At 66.0% G+C, this 16,632-nt stretch carries 13 protein-coding genes; 5 read left to right on the top strand and 8 right to left on the bottom strand.

Annotation, left to right across the window (positions count from 1 at the left end; all coding sequences use genetic code 11):
• Positions 1–60 precede the first annotated feature (60 nt).
• The gene (locus tag N2L00_RS04595; RefSeq protein ID WP_255767041.1) at positions 61–1,374 is read left to right on the top strand and encodes a UDP-glucose/GDP-mannose dehydrogenase family protein; all 1,314 of its coding nucleotides are present in this window, start codon (positions 61–63) and stop codon (positions 1,372–1,374) included.
• A gap of 64 nt (positions 1,375–1,438) precedes the next feature.
• Here N2L00_RS04595 and sufU read toward each other — a convergent pair whose 3' ends face one another.
• The gene (gene sufU, locus N2L00_RS04590; RefSeq protein WP_255767040.1) at positions 1,439–1,888 is read right to left on the bottom strand and encodes a Fe-S cluster assembly sulfur transfer protein SufU; all 450 of its coding nucleotides are present in this window, start codon (positions 1,886–1,888) and stop codon (positions 1,439–1,441) included.
• Positions 1,889–3,205 (bottom strand): cysteine desulfurase, encoded by a 1,317-nt coding sequence (locus tag N2L00_RS04585; protein WP_308219744.1) that lies wholly within the window; start codon positions 3,203–3,205, stop codon positions 1,889–1,891. It abuts the gene before it with no gap.
• A 298-nt stretch (positions 3,206–3,503) separates the two neighbouring features.
• On the opposite strand from N2L00_RS04585, the gene N2L00_RS04580 reads away from it, so the two are divergent.
• Positions 3,504–3,977, top strand: coding sequence for a VanZ family protein (locus N2L00_RS04580; protein ID WP_255767039.1), 474 nt, complete (start codon positions 3,504–3,506; stop codon positions 3,975–3,977).
• Here the strand turns inward: N2L00_RS04580 and N2L00_RS04575 are convergent.
• Together N2L00_RS04575 and N2L00_RS04570 are read right to left on the bottom strand one after the other, a co-directional pair.
• Positions 3,970–5,457, bottom strand: coding sequence for a glycerophosphodiester phosphodiesterase family protein (locus N2L00_RS04575; protein ID WP_255767038.1), 1,488 nt, complete (start codon positions 5,455–5,457; stop codon positions 3,970–3,972). The two genes, N2L00_RS04580 and N2L00_RS04575, sit on opposite strands and share 8 nt — an antisense overlap.
• Entirely contained in the window at positions 5,454–5,903 is a 450-nt protein-coding gene (locus tag N2L00_RS04570) for an adenylyltransferase/cytidyltransferase family protein (protein ID WP_227924308.1), read from the bottom strand. Before N2L00_RS04570 ends, N2L00_RS04575 begins: the two co-directional genes overlap by 4 nt.
• A gap of 268 nt (positions 5,904–6,171) precedes the next feature.
• Here N2L00_RS04570 and N2L00_RS16145 point away from each other — a divergent pair, with 268 nt between their 5' ends.
• The 3 genes from N2L00_RS16145 (at position 6,172) to N2L00_RS04555 (ending at position 11,523) form a co-directional block, all read left to right on the top strand.
• Positions 6,172–9,216, top strand: a complete 3,045-nt coding sequence (locus N2L00_RS16145) for a LamG-like jellyroll fold domain-containing protein (RefSeq protein ID WP_304661232.1) — start codon at positions 6,172–6,174, stop codon at positions 9,214–9,216.
• Between the two features lie 49 nt (positions 9,217–9,265).
• Complete coding sequence (locus N2L00_RS04560; protein ID WP_255767037.1) at positions 9,266–9,988, top strand: hypothetical protein; 723 nt, start codon at positions 9,266–9,268, stop codon at positions 9,986–9,988.
• Between the two features lie 68 nt (positions 9,989–10,056).
• Positions 10,057–11,523 carry a polysaccharide biosynthesis tyrosine autokinase gene (locus N2L00_RS04555; RefSeq protein WP_255767036.1) on the top strand — a complete coding sequence of 489 codons (1,467 nt, stop codon included), beginning with the start codon at positions 10,057–10,059 and terminating at the stop codon, positions 11,521–11,523.
• 171 nt (positions 11,524–11,694) lie between these two features.
• Here N2L00_RS04555 and N2L00_RS04550 read toward each other — a convergent pair whose 3' ends face one another.
• Genes N2L00_RS04550 through N2L00_RS04535 form a run of 4 tightly spaced genes read right to left on the bottom strand, consistent with a single transcriptional unit; the run spans position 11,695 to position 16,455 of the window.
• On the bottom strand, positions 11,695–12,930 hold the full coding sequence (locus tag N2L00_RS04550; RefSeq protein ID WP_255767035.1) for a hypothetical protein: 1,236 nt from the start codon (positions 12,928–12,930) through the stop codon (positions 11,695–11,697).
• The gene (locus tag N2L00_RS04545) at positions 12,930–13,730 is read right to left on the bottom strand and encodes a CDP-alcohol phosphatidyltransferase family protein (RefSeq protein ID WP_255767034.1); all 801 of its coding nucleotides are present in this window, start codon (positions 13,728–13,730) and stop codon (positions 12,930–12,932) included. The genes N2L00_RS04550 and N2L00_RS04545 overlap by 1 nt, the downstream gene beginning before the upstream one ends.
• Positions 13,727–15,163 (bottom strand): O-antigen polymerase, encoded by a 1,437-nt coding sequence (locus tag N2L00_RS04540; protein WP_255767033.1) that lies wholly within the window; start codon positions 15,161–15,163, stop codon positions 13,727–13,729. The genes N2L00_RS04545 and N2L00_RS04540 overlap by 4 nt, the downstream gene beginning before the upstream one ends.
• Complete coding sequence (locus N2L00_RS04535) at positions 15,160–16,455, bottom strand: glycosyltransferase (protein WP_255863440.1); 1,296 nt, start codon at positions 16,453–16,455, stop codon at positions 15,160–15,162. Before N2L00_RS04535 ends, N2L00_RS04540 begins: the two co-directional genes overlap by 4 nt.
• Between the last annotated feature and the right edge of the window lie 177 nt (positions 16,456–16,632).

Genomic DNA, 16,632 nt, shown 5'->3' with positions numbered 1-16,632 from the left:
GCACACGGCTCAAGGGATAGGCTGGTAGCCGTCTTCCGCTATCGAACCTTTGGGGTAACAGTGCGTCTCTCGGTTATTGGCTGCGGCTATCTGGGCGCCGTCCACGCGGTTTCCATGGCCCGGCTTGGACATAACGTTGTGGGGATCGACGTCGACACCGCAAGGATCGCGGACCTCGCCGCGGGCCGGGCGCCGTTCTTCGAGCCCCGCCTGCCTGAGCTCCTTGCGGAAGGGCTGGAGAGTGGCCGCCTGAGGTTCAGCAGCGACCTGGCGGACGCCGCCGGCGCTGACGTCCATTTCGTCTGCGTGGGCACGCCCCAGCGCAAAGGCGAGTACGCCGCGGACATGCGGTACGTGGACGCGGCAGTCGCCGGCCTGGCGCCGTACCTGGCCCCCGGCAACATAGTGGCCGGCAAGTCCACCGTCCCGGTGGGCACCGCCGCACGGCTGGCCGATCAGCTGGCTGAAGCCGCGCCGGAAGCGATCCTGGCCTGGAATCCGGAATTCCTGCGCGAGGGTCACGCCGTCCAGGACACGTTAACCCCTGACCGCTTTGTCTACGGTGTTCCCGACGACGCGGCGGGAGCCGCCGCCGTCGCGGCGCTGGACGAGGTTTATTCCACCCCATTGTCCGCCGGCACCCCGCGCATGGTGGTGGACTATGCCACGGCCGAACTGGTCAAGACCGCCGCCAATTCCTTCCTGGCCACCAAGATCAGCTTCATCAACGCCATGGCGGAGGTCTGCGAGGCGTCGGGTGCGGATGTCACGGCCCTGGCCGACGCCATCGGCATGGACGAACGCATCGGACGGAGCTTCCTGAATGCCGGCGTCGGGTTCGGCGGCGGCTGCCTGCCCAAGGATATCCGTGCGTTCATGGCACGGGCCGGGGAACTGGGTGCCGACCAGGCACTGACCTTCCTGCGCGAGGTGGACGCCATCAATATGCGCCGCCGCTCCAAGGTTGTCGAAATGACACGCGAAATCTGCGGCGGCTCCCTGCTGGGCAAGCGGGTGACCATCCTGGGCGCCGCATTCAAGCCGGAGAGCGACGACGTCCGCGACTCCCCTGCCCTGAGCGCTGCGGCCCAGATGCAGCTCCAGGGTGCCACCGTGACCGTGGCCGACCCCCAGGCCCTGCAGAACGCGAAGGGCCGCTTCCCCGAACTGAACTACGAGCCCGTCACCGGGAATGCGCTGCTGGGGGCCCATGCCGTGGTGCTGCTGACCGAGTGGAAGGAATACCGGTCCCTCGACCCGGAAGCCACCGGGACCCTCGTTGCGGATCGGAACATCATTGACGGCCGCAACGTCCTCGACCCGGCCGCCTGGCGGGGCGCCGGTTGGAACTACCGCGGCATGGGCCGGCCCTAACCGCCCGGGAGCCCGTTAGCCGTCCGGTCCGGCAGCCGCACGAGGTCGCACGAGGCCGGACGCCTCAGTTTGCCGCCAGCAGCGCTTCTTCCAAGGCAACCCAGGCGAGCATGGCGCACTTGACCCGCGCCGGGTAGCGGGCCACGCCTGCAAAGGCCGCGGCGTCGCCGAGCACTTCCTCATCCGGTTCAATGCTGCCCCGCGAACGCATCAGCGTACGGAACTCGTCCACCAGCGAGAGGACTTCGTCCCGCTCCAGGCCGGCCGCGAGTTCCGTCAGCACAGAAGCGGACGCCATGGAGATGGAGCAACCCTGTCCTTCCCAGCTGATGCCGTGCACGGTGGAACCGTCGACGGCGGCCCGCAGGGTGATCTCATCGCCGCAGGTGGGGTTCAACTGGTGGGACTCCCCCGAAGCCAGCCCGTCCGGGGCCGCTGCCAAGCCGTCGCCGCGCCGCCGCTTGGCGTGTTCCAGGATGATCTGCTGGTAGAGCTGCTGCAGGTCCGAACTCATTTACTTCACTCCAAAGAACGGACGGACGCCGGCCACTGCGGCTAGGAACGCGTCAACGTCGTCCGTGGTGTTGTAGAGGTACGTACTGGCACGGGTGGTGGAAACCAGCCCCAGCCGGCGGTGCAGCGGCTGGGCGCAGTGGTGGCCCACCCGCACGGCAATCCCCTGGTCATCCAGGAACTGGCCTACGTCGTGGGAGTGGACGCCGTCGACGTCGAACGCCGCCAGGCCGATCCGTTCCACACCGGCTTTCGGCCCCAGCACGCGGATCCCGTCGATGGCCGCCAGCCCCTGCACCAGGCGCTGGCCGAGCGTGGTTTCCCAGGCGTGGATGCGGTCCATCCCGGTCTCGGTGAGGTAGTTCGCTGCCGTACCCAGGGCCATAGCCTGCGAGATCCGCTGCGTTCCGGCCTCGAAACGCTGGGGTGCGGGCAGGTACGCGGCCTTTTCCATCGTCACCGTGGTGATCATGGACCCGCCGGTGAGGAACACCGGCATGGCATCCAGCAGCTCGGCCTTGCCGTAGAGGGCGCCGATGCCCGTGGGCCCGAGCATCTTGTGCCCGGAGAAGACCAGGAAGTCGACGTCGAGCGCCTTCACGTCCACCGGCAGGTGCGGCACGGACTGGCATGCATCCAGCACCACCAGGGCGCCATGGCGGTGTGCCATGGCCACCAGGGTCTCCACCGGGTTGATGGTGCCGAGCACGTTGGAGGCATGGCTGAACGCCAGGATCCTGGTGCGCGGCCCGATGATGAGCTCGGCCTCCTCGAGCCGCAGCGCGCCGTCGTCGTCCACCGGAATGTAGCGCAGAGTTGCGCCGGTGCGGGCCGCAAGCTCCTGCCACGGGATCAGGTTGGCGTGGTGCTCCATTTCGGTGACGACTATTTCGTCCCCGGGTTTCAACGCGAACCGGGCTGCAGCTTCTCCCCCTCGGCCCAGGGAAGCGTTGGAGAAGGAGTAGGCCAGCAGGTTCAGGCCTTCGGTGGCGTTGGAGGTCCACACCAGCTCATTGGGACGGGCGTTAATGAAGGCCGCCACCGTTTCGCGGGCCTGCTCGTAGACGTCGGTGGCGGCGACGGCAAGGGTGTGGGCGCCGCGGTGGACCGCGGAATTGCGCTGCTCGTAGAACTCCTGCTCGGCTTCGATGACACTCAGCGGGTTCTGGGAGGTGGCACCCGAGTCAAGGTAGACCAGCCGGTGCCCGTTGACCTCCTGGTCGAGGATCGGGAAGTCGTTGCGGATGCGCAGCACTTCGGCGTTGTCCATGGGCCCGGTTGCCGGGCGCAACGTTGCGGGGGTAGTCACCACAGGCACGTTCGTTACTCCTCTGCTGGCGGCGTCCTGCATTACGCAAGACAAATCTTCCCTAATCGTCCCACGCAGCAGGGGGCAATGCATCTGAGTCTGGCCTAAGTTCCGTTCGTCCCTGGGCGAAATACTACAAACCCAGCGGCAGCCCTTGGGCACCGGGCCGTACGACGGCGATGCGCCGGACGGTGCCGCCGCAGGAGTAGGTAAGGCCAGCACAAAACCGGGTATGGGCCCGCGTTAAGGTTCCGCCTCCCAACCGGTAGCTTTCCAGCCAAAGACGTTTGGACAGCCGGGAAGGAACATGCGCAGGAAATCCACCGAGCGCCCTCCGAGCTACCGGATCCGCCGGGCAGCCAAAGCTGCTGCCGCCGTGGTGCTTGCAGCCGGCATTCTTGCGGTGGTCCTGTGGCCTACACCGGTCGACCGCCCGTTGTACGGGAGGCTGCTGAGGGCCCTGCAGCGGCTCGAGGAGCTGGGCCTGCCCGGGTTGAGCTACGCCGTCCTCGAGGCCTCCGCAAACGTGGCGCTCTTCGTGCCGCTTGGTTTCATGGCGGCCCGCCTTATGGCACCGCAGCGGTGGTGGATCGCTTTGTTGATCTGCACCGTGCTGTCCGGAACCGGCGAACTGGCCCAGGAGCTGTTCCTGCCCGAGCGGGTGGGCAACGCGAGGGACGTCCTGTTCAACTGCGCCGGCGCGCTGGCCGGGATCGGGATGGCCGCGTTGCTGCGGCGGGGTGCGCGGCGGGGTGTGCGGCCGGAACTGCCGATCAGGTGATTGCCACATTGCGGAACTCCACCGGGAAATCCCCGGCATAGTTGCGGGTGAGGCTGAAGTAACCGCCGCGGTAGCTGCGTTCGACAGCCATGCCTGCCCATCCGGAGCTGTCCCGGCGGGAGAAGCGCAGGCTGTCGGGGGCTATCTCGACTCTAAACGAGAGCCATTCGCCGGATTTGGCCGGCTCGGTCTCCAGGACGGCGAGCCGCAGGCCGTTTGGTTCGCCTGAATGGCGCAGCAGCAGTGCCATTTCCCCGTTCGGCCGGAACACGAGGTGGTAGCCGCCCACCTCGCTCGGTATCAGCACCCGGTAGGGCAGGTCGTTATCCTGCCCGAACGCCAGGCCGGCGTGCCCTTCGACGCCGGGAAGCTGTCCCGGCCAGCGCATCTCGAACTCAATGCTGTACACGTCCTGCTCCACCGGCCCCATGGACCCCATCCGGTAGCTGCTGTTCACCGGGGCGTGGAGCCGAAGCACCCCTTCGTCCGCGTCCAATTGCGGCTGCACGTCCCACCCTTGTTTCACTGTCCAGGGGAGGTCCCCGGCTGCCCGGAGACCATCCCCGAAGCGATCGGCGGTCTCCGGCGAGGTCCGGACCGACAGATAGGGAACGTTGGCACTCATGAGCCCCGCGACTCCAAGCCCGATCAGCCGGTCCCGCTCCGCCCGGGAGTGGACCTCCCAGCAGATCACCGGCTTCCCCGTTGCCACCGCGGCGGTGATCTCCGCGTCCGTGGCGAGGGTGTTGATTCCCAGGAACGTGAACCGCTCAGAGTTATCCGGCAGCAAGGACATCTGTTCCTCGGTGAAGTAGCCCCAGCTGTCGTATCCCCGCTCGGTCACCGCACGAATCTGCTTTGCAACTGCGGACTGCTTCCAGATGATGTGCCGGCGCGAATCCGGATAGGTGTCCATCAAGTCCAGGAGGGCTTTGGTGTTGGTGCCCTGCTTGTCCTCGAGGAAGATCACATGCGTGCCGGCGAACGCGTCCAGGACCTCCTGCAGCCGGGGAATCGGTTCCACCGGCATGTGCGGGCCCAGCCACGGCCGGGCGTCGACGCGCAGCCGCGACAGGTCTTTCCAGGTCGTATCGCCAATGACCAGGTTCTGCCCGGTGGTTCTTCCGGTATCGATGTCGTGATGACAGACCAGGGTGCCGTCCGCCGTCGAGCACACCGAAACTTCCAGGGCCGGAGCCCCGGCACGGGCCGCTTCCCGGTAGGCAGTCATTGTGTGTTCGGGCCAGTTGTCCCAGGATCCGCGGTGGGCCACTTGGAAGGGATGCGAATCGAAGAGTGAGCGCACCGTGTGCACCTGGGCTGCCGCGGGGGTCTCTTCGGAGGCACCGGCGTCCGGATCCACGTCCTTGGGCATGCATCCGGCCAAGGCCAGGCCGATGGTTCCCAAGGCCAATACGCTGCGGCGGCTCGGCCCGGAGGGCGCCGGGGCGCCCAGGCCGGGAGTGCCGCGGTGTTTCATGCGTTCAGGGCAGAGTCGCCGGGTAAACCGGTGATTGCGCTCAGCGCGCGGCGCAGCATCGTAGAAGAGGTGGTTGCCGTATACGGCAGGTAGACGACTTCGACACCGATCAGCTTCATATCCCGTTCCAGACGTACGCCCTTCGGTGTGCCCCGCCAGTCGTCGCCTTTGAAGAAAACGTTGAATCCGACTTCGCGCCACGTCTCGGCCTTATTCACGTGTTCATCCACCACCACGGCGTCCACGAACCGGATACTGCGCACGATCTCCAGCCGCTCGGCCAGCGGAACCACCGGGGTGGTGCCTTTAAGCCGCTGGGACATTTCCGCCGAAGCGACGCCGGCGATAAGGAAATCACACCGGTCCCGGGCCTCACGCAGCAGGTTCAAATGGCCGATATGGAAGAGATCGTAGACGCCCGAGGCGTAACCGACTTTTACAGGCATGACCTATGGACCCCCAGCTGCGACAGTGACTTTCCGGCTTATCTTCCAGTCCCGGGAACCGGCGGTAAAGGGCATTTTTCGGCTTCGAGTAACCTCACTGCAAACACGGGTACCGGTGCGCGGATGCCGCGTAACGTCGGGCACAAGTCGGGTAATGGACACCGTGCAAACGGCCTCTTCCGCATGGCTACGATGCTCACAGTCTCGGGCAAATCGTCCCGACCCCATGTAAACGAGGCGTGGCGTGCGTAAATCATTAGCAGCTCTATTGGCGGTTGCGGCCCTGGCAGCAACCACGTTGGCAGGGACAGCAACGCCGGCGTCTGCCATTAGCCCCGGCGTCGCTTTTTCTGCCACCGACCTGCCCACCTGGCAGACCAACGGCATCGTCTGGGCATTGGCACAGTCCAACGGCATCGTCTACGCCGGCGGCACCTTCACCGCCATCCGCCCGCCCGGCACCACCGCCGGCGGCACCGGAACACGCAGCGCCGTGAACTTCGCCGCTTTCGACGCCTACACAGGGAACCCGACCAACTGCAACCTCTCGGTCACCGGCGGCAGCGGCACCGTCCGCGCCATGGATGTTTCCCCTGACGGGCGAACCCTCTACATCGGCGGCAGCTTCAGCTCCGTCAACGGCGTCAATGCCTCAAGCATCGCCGCGATCAACCTGCCCGGCTGCACCGTCAAAACCAGCTTCAATCCCGGCGGCGTTTCCGCCACCGTCCGCGCCATCGACGCCACCAGCGACACCGTGTATTTCGGCGGGGACTTCCGCACCGTCCGCAACACCCCCCGTGAGCGCCTCGCCGCCGTCACTCCGACCGGAGCACTGCTGCCCTGGGCCCCGTCGGCGGACCTGCCCATCCGGGCCCTGCACGTCCCGCCCGCCAAGAACGTGGTCATCGCCGGCGGAGACTTCACGACCATGAACGGCACCGACTCCAAGTCCCTGGCAGTCCTGGACCCGGTCTCGGGCAGCAACATCAGGACATATCCGAACTTCTTCATTCCGAGAACGTCAGTAGTGAAATCCATCACCTCCGATGCCACCAGCTTCTACATCGGCAACGAAGGAACCGGTGGTGGTGTCTTCGACGGACGGGCCCGCCTCGATCTGGGCACGTATGACCAGGTCTGGAGGGACACCTGCCTCGGTGCCACGCAGGCCGTGTCCATCTACCAGCACAGCCTCTACGCCGCGCATCACTCCCACGACTGCGGCAGCATGGGTTCATTCACCGATGGAAGCCGGATCCACCTCAGTGCCCAGGACGTGGACAACCCCTCCCCCATGATGCAGTGGAACCCCCTGACCAATGACGGGCAGGGTGAAGGCATCGGTCCGCGGACCCTTGCACACACCACCACCGGATCAAACGACGTGCTGTGGGTCGGCGGGGAGTTCACCACCACCAACGGCAAGGCCCAGCAAAGCCTGACCCGGTTCGGCCCCGGTCCTGGCACCGCCGGCCCCGGCACACCCCGGTTCGTCAGCGTCGAGTCCCGCGCCGTCGGGCAGAACACCATCCGCTGGCAGACGGCAACAGACCCCGACGACTCGGAGCTGACCTACAGCATCTACCGCAACGGATCCTCCACCCCGTTGCGCACCGTAGCGGCGTCCTCTCTCTGGTGGAACCTGCCGCAGGCCTCATTCACGGACACCACCGCGACACCCGGGGTCAGCTACTCCTACCGGGTCCGCGCCAACGATCCCGACGGACACGCGGGACCGCTCTCGGCCCAGGTACAGATCACCACGGCCACCACGGCGCAGGCCTACTCCTCCAGGGTCCGCGCGGACGGCGCGGAAACCTACTGGCGCCTCGGCGACTCCTTTGCCGCCGCGCCGGATTCCGCAGGCGACCGGATGGGTCTGCCCTACGGCTCTCCCGTCATGGGCTCAGCCGCCGGCGCACTTGCCGGCGACGCCAACCGGGCCACCAGCTTCGACGGTGTGGACGATTTCGTCTACGGCCCGCAGCGGGTCACCCCGCCCAAGGTGTTCAGTGCAGAGGCCTGGTTCCGGACCGACACCACCACGGGCGGAAAAATCTTCGGCTTCGGCAACGGACAGCCGCGCCGAAACAATACTTCCCCCGGCCTCAGCAGCAGCTACGACCGGCACGTCTACATGAACAACGCCGGCAACCTGATCTTCGGGGTCTGGAACGGCAGTGCACAGACGCTCGTCTCGCCCGCTACCTACAACGACGACGCCTGGCATCATGTGGTCGCCACCCAGGGGCCCAACGGCATGGTTCTCTATGTCGACGGCGTGCAGGTGGGCGCGAACGAGGTGACCACCAACGAATCGGTCGCCGGATCCTGGCGGATCGGCGGAGACCAGCTGGGCTCGACGTGGCCGCAGATGCCCCGCAGCCGGTATTTCAAGGGCAGCGTTGATGAATTCGCCGTCTACCCCACGGCCCTGAGCCAGGCCACGGTGCAGGCGCACTACACAGCCGCCGGCGGAGGCGCCCCGGCTCCGGACAGCACGCCGCCGTCGGCGGTGGGAGGTGCAACTGCCTCCCTCTCGGGAACCACCGTGAATCTGGGCTGGACCGCTGCCACCGACAATGTTGGAGTCACCGGGTACCGGGTCCATCGGTCCACCGTGGAGGATTTCACTCCGTCCGCAGGAACCCTGCGGGCCACGGTGCCCGGAACGGCACTGTCCTACGAGGACAGGGAACTGGCACCAGGGACCTACCATTACCGGATCGTGGCAGTTGACGCCGCGGAGAACAGCGGACCGGCTTCGGCGCCGGCCTCCGCAACAGTTCCCACCGCCGAAGTCCCCGTGCAGCCGGTCACGCTGACGTTGACGCCGTCGGAGGACACCTACGTTAATCAAGCAGCACCGAACTCGGCGTTCGGCTCCCCCGTCACCATGGCCTCCCGCGGCAACCTTGGCTACACCTCGTATCTGCGGTTCCTGCCCGGCACCGAAGTGCCGGACGGGATGCGCCTGCAATCGGCCACCCTCCGGCTCTACACCACGACCGAGTCCATCGCGGGATCGGTGGACCAGCACACAATCCACTCCGTTACCGGCAGCTGGTCGGAGGCGGCTACCAGTTGGAACACCAGGCCGGCTCTGGCTTCGACCCTGCTGGGCAGCATCGCACCTACCGCAGTGAACAGTGCCTACACCATCAACCTTGATCCGGAGGCCGTCTCCGCGCTGTTGGCCGGACCGGTGAACCTGGGCATCACCAGTACCGGCACGGACAACGCGTGGTTCTACACCAGAGAAGCATCATCCACCCGCCGTCCGGTCCTGACCCTCGTCTTCGCCCCCTGACATCCGGCCGGCGGGGCACACGTTCCGCCTTGAAGAGAAAGCGCATCGCATGAAAACAGGTCTCAGTAAACAACCCGTGGCGGCACGTCTGCTCGCCGCCGGGCTGTTGGTTCCGTTGCTGGGGACGGCCACAGCCTGCAGTTCCTCCGATCCCGGGCAGGGAAACCCGAAGGCTACGGCCAGCTCCATCCCCTCCGCACCCCCTTCCCCGTCCGGCGGCGGCAGCACCGCCGCCGAATCCCCGTCCGGCGCTCCTGACGCGGAGGAACAGCCCACCGGCGACCAGTCCCCGCAGCCGGCACCGGAGCCCACCTTCAACGACGCCGAGAAGGTCTTCCTCGAGGGCAAGGTGCCCGAGGGCGTTGATCCTAACGCCGTACTGCAGGTCGGCCAGGAACGATGCGACGTTCTGTTGAGCGCAAAGGCATCCGATCCCGAGGCCGTGGTCAGCGAGCTGATTACGAATCCCTCGACCGAGATGGCCGACGCGATCAATGCTCTGTGCGCGGACCTGCTGCCGGAGCTCGAGGCATCCGCACTCGGATTCCCGGACGGGGTTTTCATTGTGGGCGAGCCCGCACCCCACGCAGAAGAACCCTCCATCGCTCCCGGCACCTACCGTGCCTACACAGGCATCGACGGATGCAGCATCTCGATCTATACCGGGTCCGGCGCGCTGATCGGAAACTACGACGGCTCCGCACCGGTCACTATCGGGGCAGATGCCGCACGGGTGGATTCCAGCCAGTGCCACTCCTGGTTCCGCTCATGAGGCGCCGGATCCACCAAGCACCGCAACCAACCAGCCATCTTATCCAAGGGAAGGGGTAACCAATGGATATGCGCGAACAGATTCTCGTCCTGCGACGAAATTGGATGCTTATTGTTTCATTCGCTCTTATTGGCCTGATCACGGCCGGCGTGGTGTCTGTCATCATGCCGAAGGATTACACCGCAAACAGCAGTATTTTTGTCTCGACCCAAAACGTGGAGTCATCGGCCGAACTACAGCAGGGCAGTGTTTTCGCGCTGGCCCGGGTGCAGTCCTACGTCGACCTGGTCAGGAAGCCGCAGGTCCTGGACCCGGTGATTGAAAAGCTCGGCCTCGACACCACCGCGCCGGAGCTGGCGAAGAACGTCAAAGCCTCGACCTCCCGCAACACGGTGATCATTGAGATCGAAGCCGTCGACTCCTCTCCTGAGCGTGCCGCGGAAATTGCCAACGGCGTTGTCTCAAGCCTGATTGTGTCCGTGGCAGACCTGGAGCGTCCCACCAACGGACTGCCCTCGCCGGTCCGGCTGTCCTCAGTGGACACTGCGCAGGCACCGGCCAGCCCGTCCAGCCCCAAGACTTCCCTGAATCTGCTGCTCGGCCTGCTTTACGGCCTGGCCGCCGGGCTGGTGGTAGCCATCCTGAGGAACGTCCTGGACCGGCATGTCCGGACGGAAGCAGATCTGCGCAGGTCCACCTCGCTGGCGCTGCTGGGCGGTATCACTGAATCGGCGACCCCCGGGGTCTCCTCCGCACCGTTCGTGCTCGGCGGCTCGGGCAGCGATGCGTTCCGCCAGCTGCGGACCAACTTGGAGTTCGCCGCCGTCGGACATGAGATGCAATCCGTAGTAGTCACGTCGTCCCAGGCCGGAGAAGGCAAAAGCACAGTAGCCCTGAACCTGGCGCTGAGCATCGCGCAAAGCGGCCGCAGCGTCCTGCTGGTCGACGCTGACCTGCGCCTCCCTTCGGTGGCCGCTGCCACCGGTTTGGAGCAAACCGTGGGACTGACCACGGTATTGATCGGGCGTACCAACCTCTCCGATGCGGCGCAGCACTGGGGCAACGGCGGCTTGTCCGTCCTGACCTCGGGTCCGTTGCCGCCAAACCCCACGGAACTGCTGGGTTCATCCACCATGCAGAAGCTGATCGGGGAAATGGAGGAGGCATACGACGTCGTGATCTTTGATGCCCCGCCGGTGTTGCCGGTCGCCGACGCCACTATTCTGACCCGGTACACGGACAGCCTGCTGCTGGTGGTCGGTGCGACAAAGGTCAGCCAGCACAATCTGTCCAAGGCAGTTGAACAGCTGAACCTGGTGAAAGCCAATGTCATCGGGGTCGTCCTGAACCGCATACCGCGGAAGGGCCCGGATGCGAACTCGGCGTACCTCGCCGGCTACGGAGCCGTTCCGGCGTCCCCGCTGGACGGGGAGCAGAGCGGCCAGCCGTCGTCGCCGATCGCCGAAGCTGAGGCTGCCATCGTGCACGGCGGTGAGGGCCGCAGCGCCCGCCGGAAGCACCCTGTAAAGAGCTGATTCCCAGTCCCCCTGCGGACCCGACGGACCGCACTGTGTCATGCGGCAGGCAAAGGCCCGGCACCTGATCACCCTGGTCAGGTGCCGGGCCTTTGCCTGCATTCCTCCCCTGATGGGGCACCGGTACCTTCTGCCCGTGCAGCCCGGCTGTTCGGACAGCGGCTCCCGCGTCTACCGGCTGGAGACCTCCTGCGTCATCGCTGCCTCAGCTCCGCTGCGGCGCCTGACGGCCAGACTGAGCAAGCCGCAGGCCGAGGCCAGGGCGACGGCACCTGCAAAGCCCCACGCTGCGGCCACCACGGATCCCGTCAGGGCGAAACAGAGCGGCAGTACCAGGGTTAGGCCGGCAAGGACTGCACGCATAAGGGTGGAAAGCCGGTTGGCCTCGGAGGCCCGGAAATAGGCCAGCATGACCGTGTAAGGGACCATGGCCAGGTAGTGCATGGCATACGGCCAGCGCAGCTCCGTGGCGTTGGACCAGGTATCGCCCAATACGAATTCCCCGGCAGCATCGGGCAGAAGCAGTACGGCAGCACCCCAGGCCACAGCGAGTCCACACACCACCGCCGAGGCTTCCAGCAGCCGCCGCCGGAACACTGCCGTCCCCCGCGAGCGCACCAGTTCCGGAATGATCGCCGTCTTCACTGCACCGAAAACCGTGTTCAGCGGCGAAAACAGCAACTGCGCCGCACGCAGTGCCCCGACACCGGCGGCCCCCAATGGAAAGACCAGCAGATACAGCACCGCGAAGCTCGAGGCGTTGAGGGCAGCGAACTCTGCGAGATAACGGAATGCACAGTCCCGGTTCAGCCGCAGCCAGCGTGCTCCGGCCATCACAGCCGGCACACTTCGGACAAGTATCAGGCCAACGACCAACGCTGCGAACGCCCCCGCGATCCACCATAAGAGCACCGGAGCCAGGGACCAGCCAGCGTTCGCCGCCAGCAGCATGGCAGGAATGGACAGGCCTGCCCAGAGCCCGTCTATGGCCAGCGCCCGTGCCGGCAGTCCCTGACAGATGAAGAGGTACCGAAGGCTGTCCTGCAGCAGGATAAACGGTGCTGCCAGCGCCATGACCATCCACAGGAGTGCGTCCTGCCCTTCTGCGAGGGCAGCAACTCCCAGCAGGAACAGCGCCGCCGGTACGGCCACGAGTACCGATCCGCCCAGGCTGGCGGCGATGACCTGTGCGTTGAGGGCACCGGTGCGCGAGTAGCGCACCAGCAGAGTTTCACCCACGAATGCGCGCTGCGCTCCGAGGAACAGCAGCAACCCGGCATACGCGAGCGAAAACTGGCCGAACTCGCCGGTGCCTGCCACGTTCGCCGCCACGGCAACGGCCACGAAATTGGACACACTCGAGACACCCTGGTCGGCGAAGGTGGCAAAGCGGCGCATTGCTCCCATCAGCGCAGCCGGAGGAGCTTGGACCGCCAGTGCCGTACGAACGCGGCACCGAGCACAACGTGTGCGGCGGCCAGGATGAGGTAAACGGTGAGGAAGACCGAAGGCGCGGGCAGCGCCAGGAAAGCCAGGCAGGTAATTCCATAATCCGCGGGGAGCATCACCACGGAACGGACGAACAGGCGCCGGTCGGCATTCGGATTCGCGCCGGCGACCTGTCCGGAACACCCATCGGGCCCGTGACCCGGGCCGCGATCCGTCCGGGCGTTCCTGGCCAGCTGGTCGAAGAGCATTCCCCCGAAGAAAATCACAGAGCTGGCCAGCAGGAAAACACCGCAGGCGAGAGCCAGCAGCACGACGTCGTAATCCGTTGTCCGCGCGAGAAAGCAGAAAGCAGCCACATGCATTACCGTTATCCGGCCGTTGTCCAGCAGGTGGTCCAGCCACTCCCCGTAGGCCGTGCTGCTGCCCTGCAGCCGGGCCAGCTGCCCGTCCGCGGAATCAAGGACATACCCGGCAGCGAGCAGCACGCCCGCCAGTGCTGCCGCCGGCTCGGGCTGCGCCCAGAGCGCCAGCCAGACCAACGACCCGTAGGTCAGGACCGCTCCGGCCCAGGTCACATGATTGGGGGCGATCCGGGTTCCCCGAAGGGCCGCTGCGACGGCGCGGCCGGCCGGCCGGTTCACGTAGAGCAGATACAACGGGGCGCCCTTGCGGGTTTTCTGCGCCTGTCTCAGCTGGTCAAAGGAGGCACGGAATCCCGGGCGGTCCGGTGCCTGGGGCAGGGGCAGGGGCCCGCTCATGGTGTGCTCCTTTCGCGGCCGTTGGCCACGGTGGTCAGGATGAGGATGGAAACCGCCAGGATCATCAGCCGGCCCATGGACTGAAGCAGCGATCCGCGCATCAGGATGAAGAGGTAGCCCGCAAAGATCGAGATACCCAGATACCCGACGGATCCCATTCCCAAAACGTCTGCCCGGTACGCCGTGTCCAGGCGGCGGGCCAAGACGCCGAGGCCGGCGAAGGCCAGCACCACGCCGAGCAGTCCGAAGTTGATCCAGGCCTCCGCCCATAGCGGCGCCGACAGGTTGAGATTTGAGTTGTTCATCCAGATGCCAACCTCAACACCGGTGTCGTACGGCTTATCCGGCCAGCCCACCCGCGGCACCCAGAAAAGCAGCGGCCCCAGCGCCTGCATACCCCAGGACAGTCCGTGGTCAGCGGTATAGCCGAGGGTGTTGGCCAGCATGGTGAACTGGTCGTAATCCTTCGTGGCGATCATGGTCCACACCGAATCGACCTGCAGCGGAGCCTGCGTACCGGCGGCCCGGCGGGTGATGTCCGACAGCGGGAAAACGAAGATCGAGGCAAGTGTTCCGCCCAGGATGGCAAGGTTGAACAGCGCCTTGCGTCCCCGGATCAGCGGGAGGACCAGCCCGAACAGTACAGCCAGGACCCAGTAGCGTGAATTGGAGATCGGGTTGTTCACGACGACGTTCATCAGCACCAGCGCCACCATGAGGATGACGTCCAGGATTACCAGCGCATGCTCCCGGGTACGGACCACGTGAATGTAGAAGATAAGCGCGCAGAGGTTGGCCACCGACCCTGCGCCGGAGATGATCGCCCGCAAGGCCTGGCCGCTGTCCGGGTTGATCGCATCAAGTGCCGCGCCGGCCTCCTGCCTGCTGAGGAAAAAGACGGCCATACCTCCCACCTGGACGATATAAATCAGTCCCGCAGCCAGCGCACCAATGGAAAACATGCGCAGGACCCTTATGCCGCGCAGCCTGTGCACACGCATCCGGGGCTTATCTGCCTGCGGCCGGCGCAGCCGTGAGTGGTATGCGATGTCGAAACAGACGCATCCCAGAAGGGTAAGCAGGCTGGCCCCCGTCAGCATCTGGTCGTCCACTTGGATCGCGAGGGCTGTGGACCGCCCAGTGGTCAACTGCGCGAGCGGTGCCACCCCCATACAGGTATAGACGAAGATCCAGAACACACCGGAGACGGGGCGGATGGCCCGTTGGCTAAGCACGAGGGAAAGTTTCACAGCGGCGTAGAGCACGACAGCGTAGCGGATCAGGAAATCCGTGTCGGTGTAAAAAACGGCGCTGGCGCCGCGGACCAGCAGTGGGAGCACCACGCCAAAGGCGAGGAACGCCACCATGGCGGCGGCGGACCGGGCGCTCGAGCGCTTCTCGATCTCGGTACCGGCGGGCAACAGGGTTGTCATAGCTGCCTTCCATCCGACCCGGCTACGCCGCGATAGGTTGTGAGCAGGTCTTCGGCCAGTGCGCGGGTGGACCAGTTATCCCGGTGAATTCGCCGCGCGTTGCCACCTATCCGCACACGGGCAGCGGGGTTTCGGGCCAGCTCAAGCATCGCGTCCCGAACGGTGGAAACATCAGGTTCCACCACGACGGCGGCGTCCTTCCGGGCCATTAAGGGAGCCAGCCCGCACTGCACAGTGAGGATCAGCGGTGTGCCCAGCGCAGCCGCCTCAAGCACCGTCATGGGGTATGGCTCGGACAGCGCGGGCAGGACGTAGGCCGTGCACGCCGCCATCCGCGCCTGGACGCCGGCCGCCGGCAGCTCTCCGACGAACTCGAAACGGTCCGCGTGCCGGGAAGCAGCAATCAAGGCGCGCACCTTCGCTGCTTCGCCCTGATCAGGTCCGACAATGACGAACCGGGCGTCCAGTCCCGCGTCCAGGGCCTGTATGGCAGCCTGCACGAAGACCCCGGGCTGTTTGCGCGGTGCCAGCCTGGCCGCGAACAGGAACACGGCCTTGTCCGGGTCCGACCACCTTTGCCGCGGTTCCGCCGTCGCATTCACGACACGGTGGAAACGGGCGGGATCCACTCCCAATTGAGCCAGCCCCCGTTCCTCGTCCTCGGTGAGGGTCAGCCAGAGAGTCGGGATCCGCAGGATGCGGCGGGTGATCAGCAGGTCGAAAGCCCGCAACAGGGGGCGCCGCGACGGCTGGAGCATCCCGTGCGCCTGGGCCACCACCGGCACCTTGGCCCGGCCAAGCAGGAACACCGAAGCGCAGGTCACGAAATCCCGGCAGAGGTGCACGTGCGCGACACCGGCCCCTGCTGCGGCTCTGAGTACGTAGCGCGGCAGTGCCAGACTGACCGGAGCCCGCAGTCCGGCTCCCGGTGCGGGCCGACGCATCCGGAAGAGGCGGGGTACCACCGCTGGCTGCCCCTGCTCCGCCGGGAGGGACGGAGCCTGCGGCGCAGCTGCGCCGACGTGCGTAGCCGGCGGAACGCCCAACCAGCCACCGACCAGGTCGACTTTCACTCCCAGTCCGGCCAGGGCATCACTTTGCATCTGGGCCACTACCCATACGCCACCGGCTGCCGTGCCCGCGAGCCCGCCGATCTGCAGGACGGCCGGGGCCGGACCCGAACGGTCCCGCCGCCGGTTCTCTTGAGCAGCAGAGCCCACGGTTGGTACGGCAGCGGTCTTTGGGACGGAGGTGAGCAGTCCACCGGAAGCACCCTGCTCCCTCGCCTTCACTTGCCGCTCCCCTGGTCAGCGGGAGAGGCGGACCCCGCGTTTCGCTGCTGCCCGTCCCGGCAGTATCCGTCCGTTTCGGGAATTCCGCGAATAGCGCTAAAACCGAATGACAGGAATGCATTCTGCACCATCCGGCGTCCAGATTTCAGCCCCGGCCCCGCACAATGCCAATAAACG

It is taken from the genome of Arthrobacter sp. zg-Y1171 (assembly GCF_025244845.1).
Lineage (GTDB): Bacteria > Actinomycetota > Actinomycetes > Actinomycetales > Micrococcaceae > Arthrobacter_B.
The sequence above is the reverse complement of the archived record's forward strand: the minus strand, read 5'-3'. Positions and strand labels throughout refer to the sequence as shown.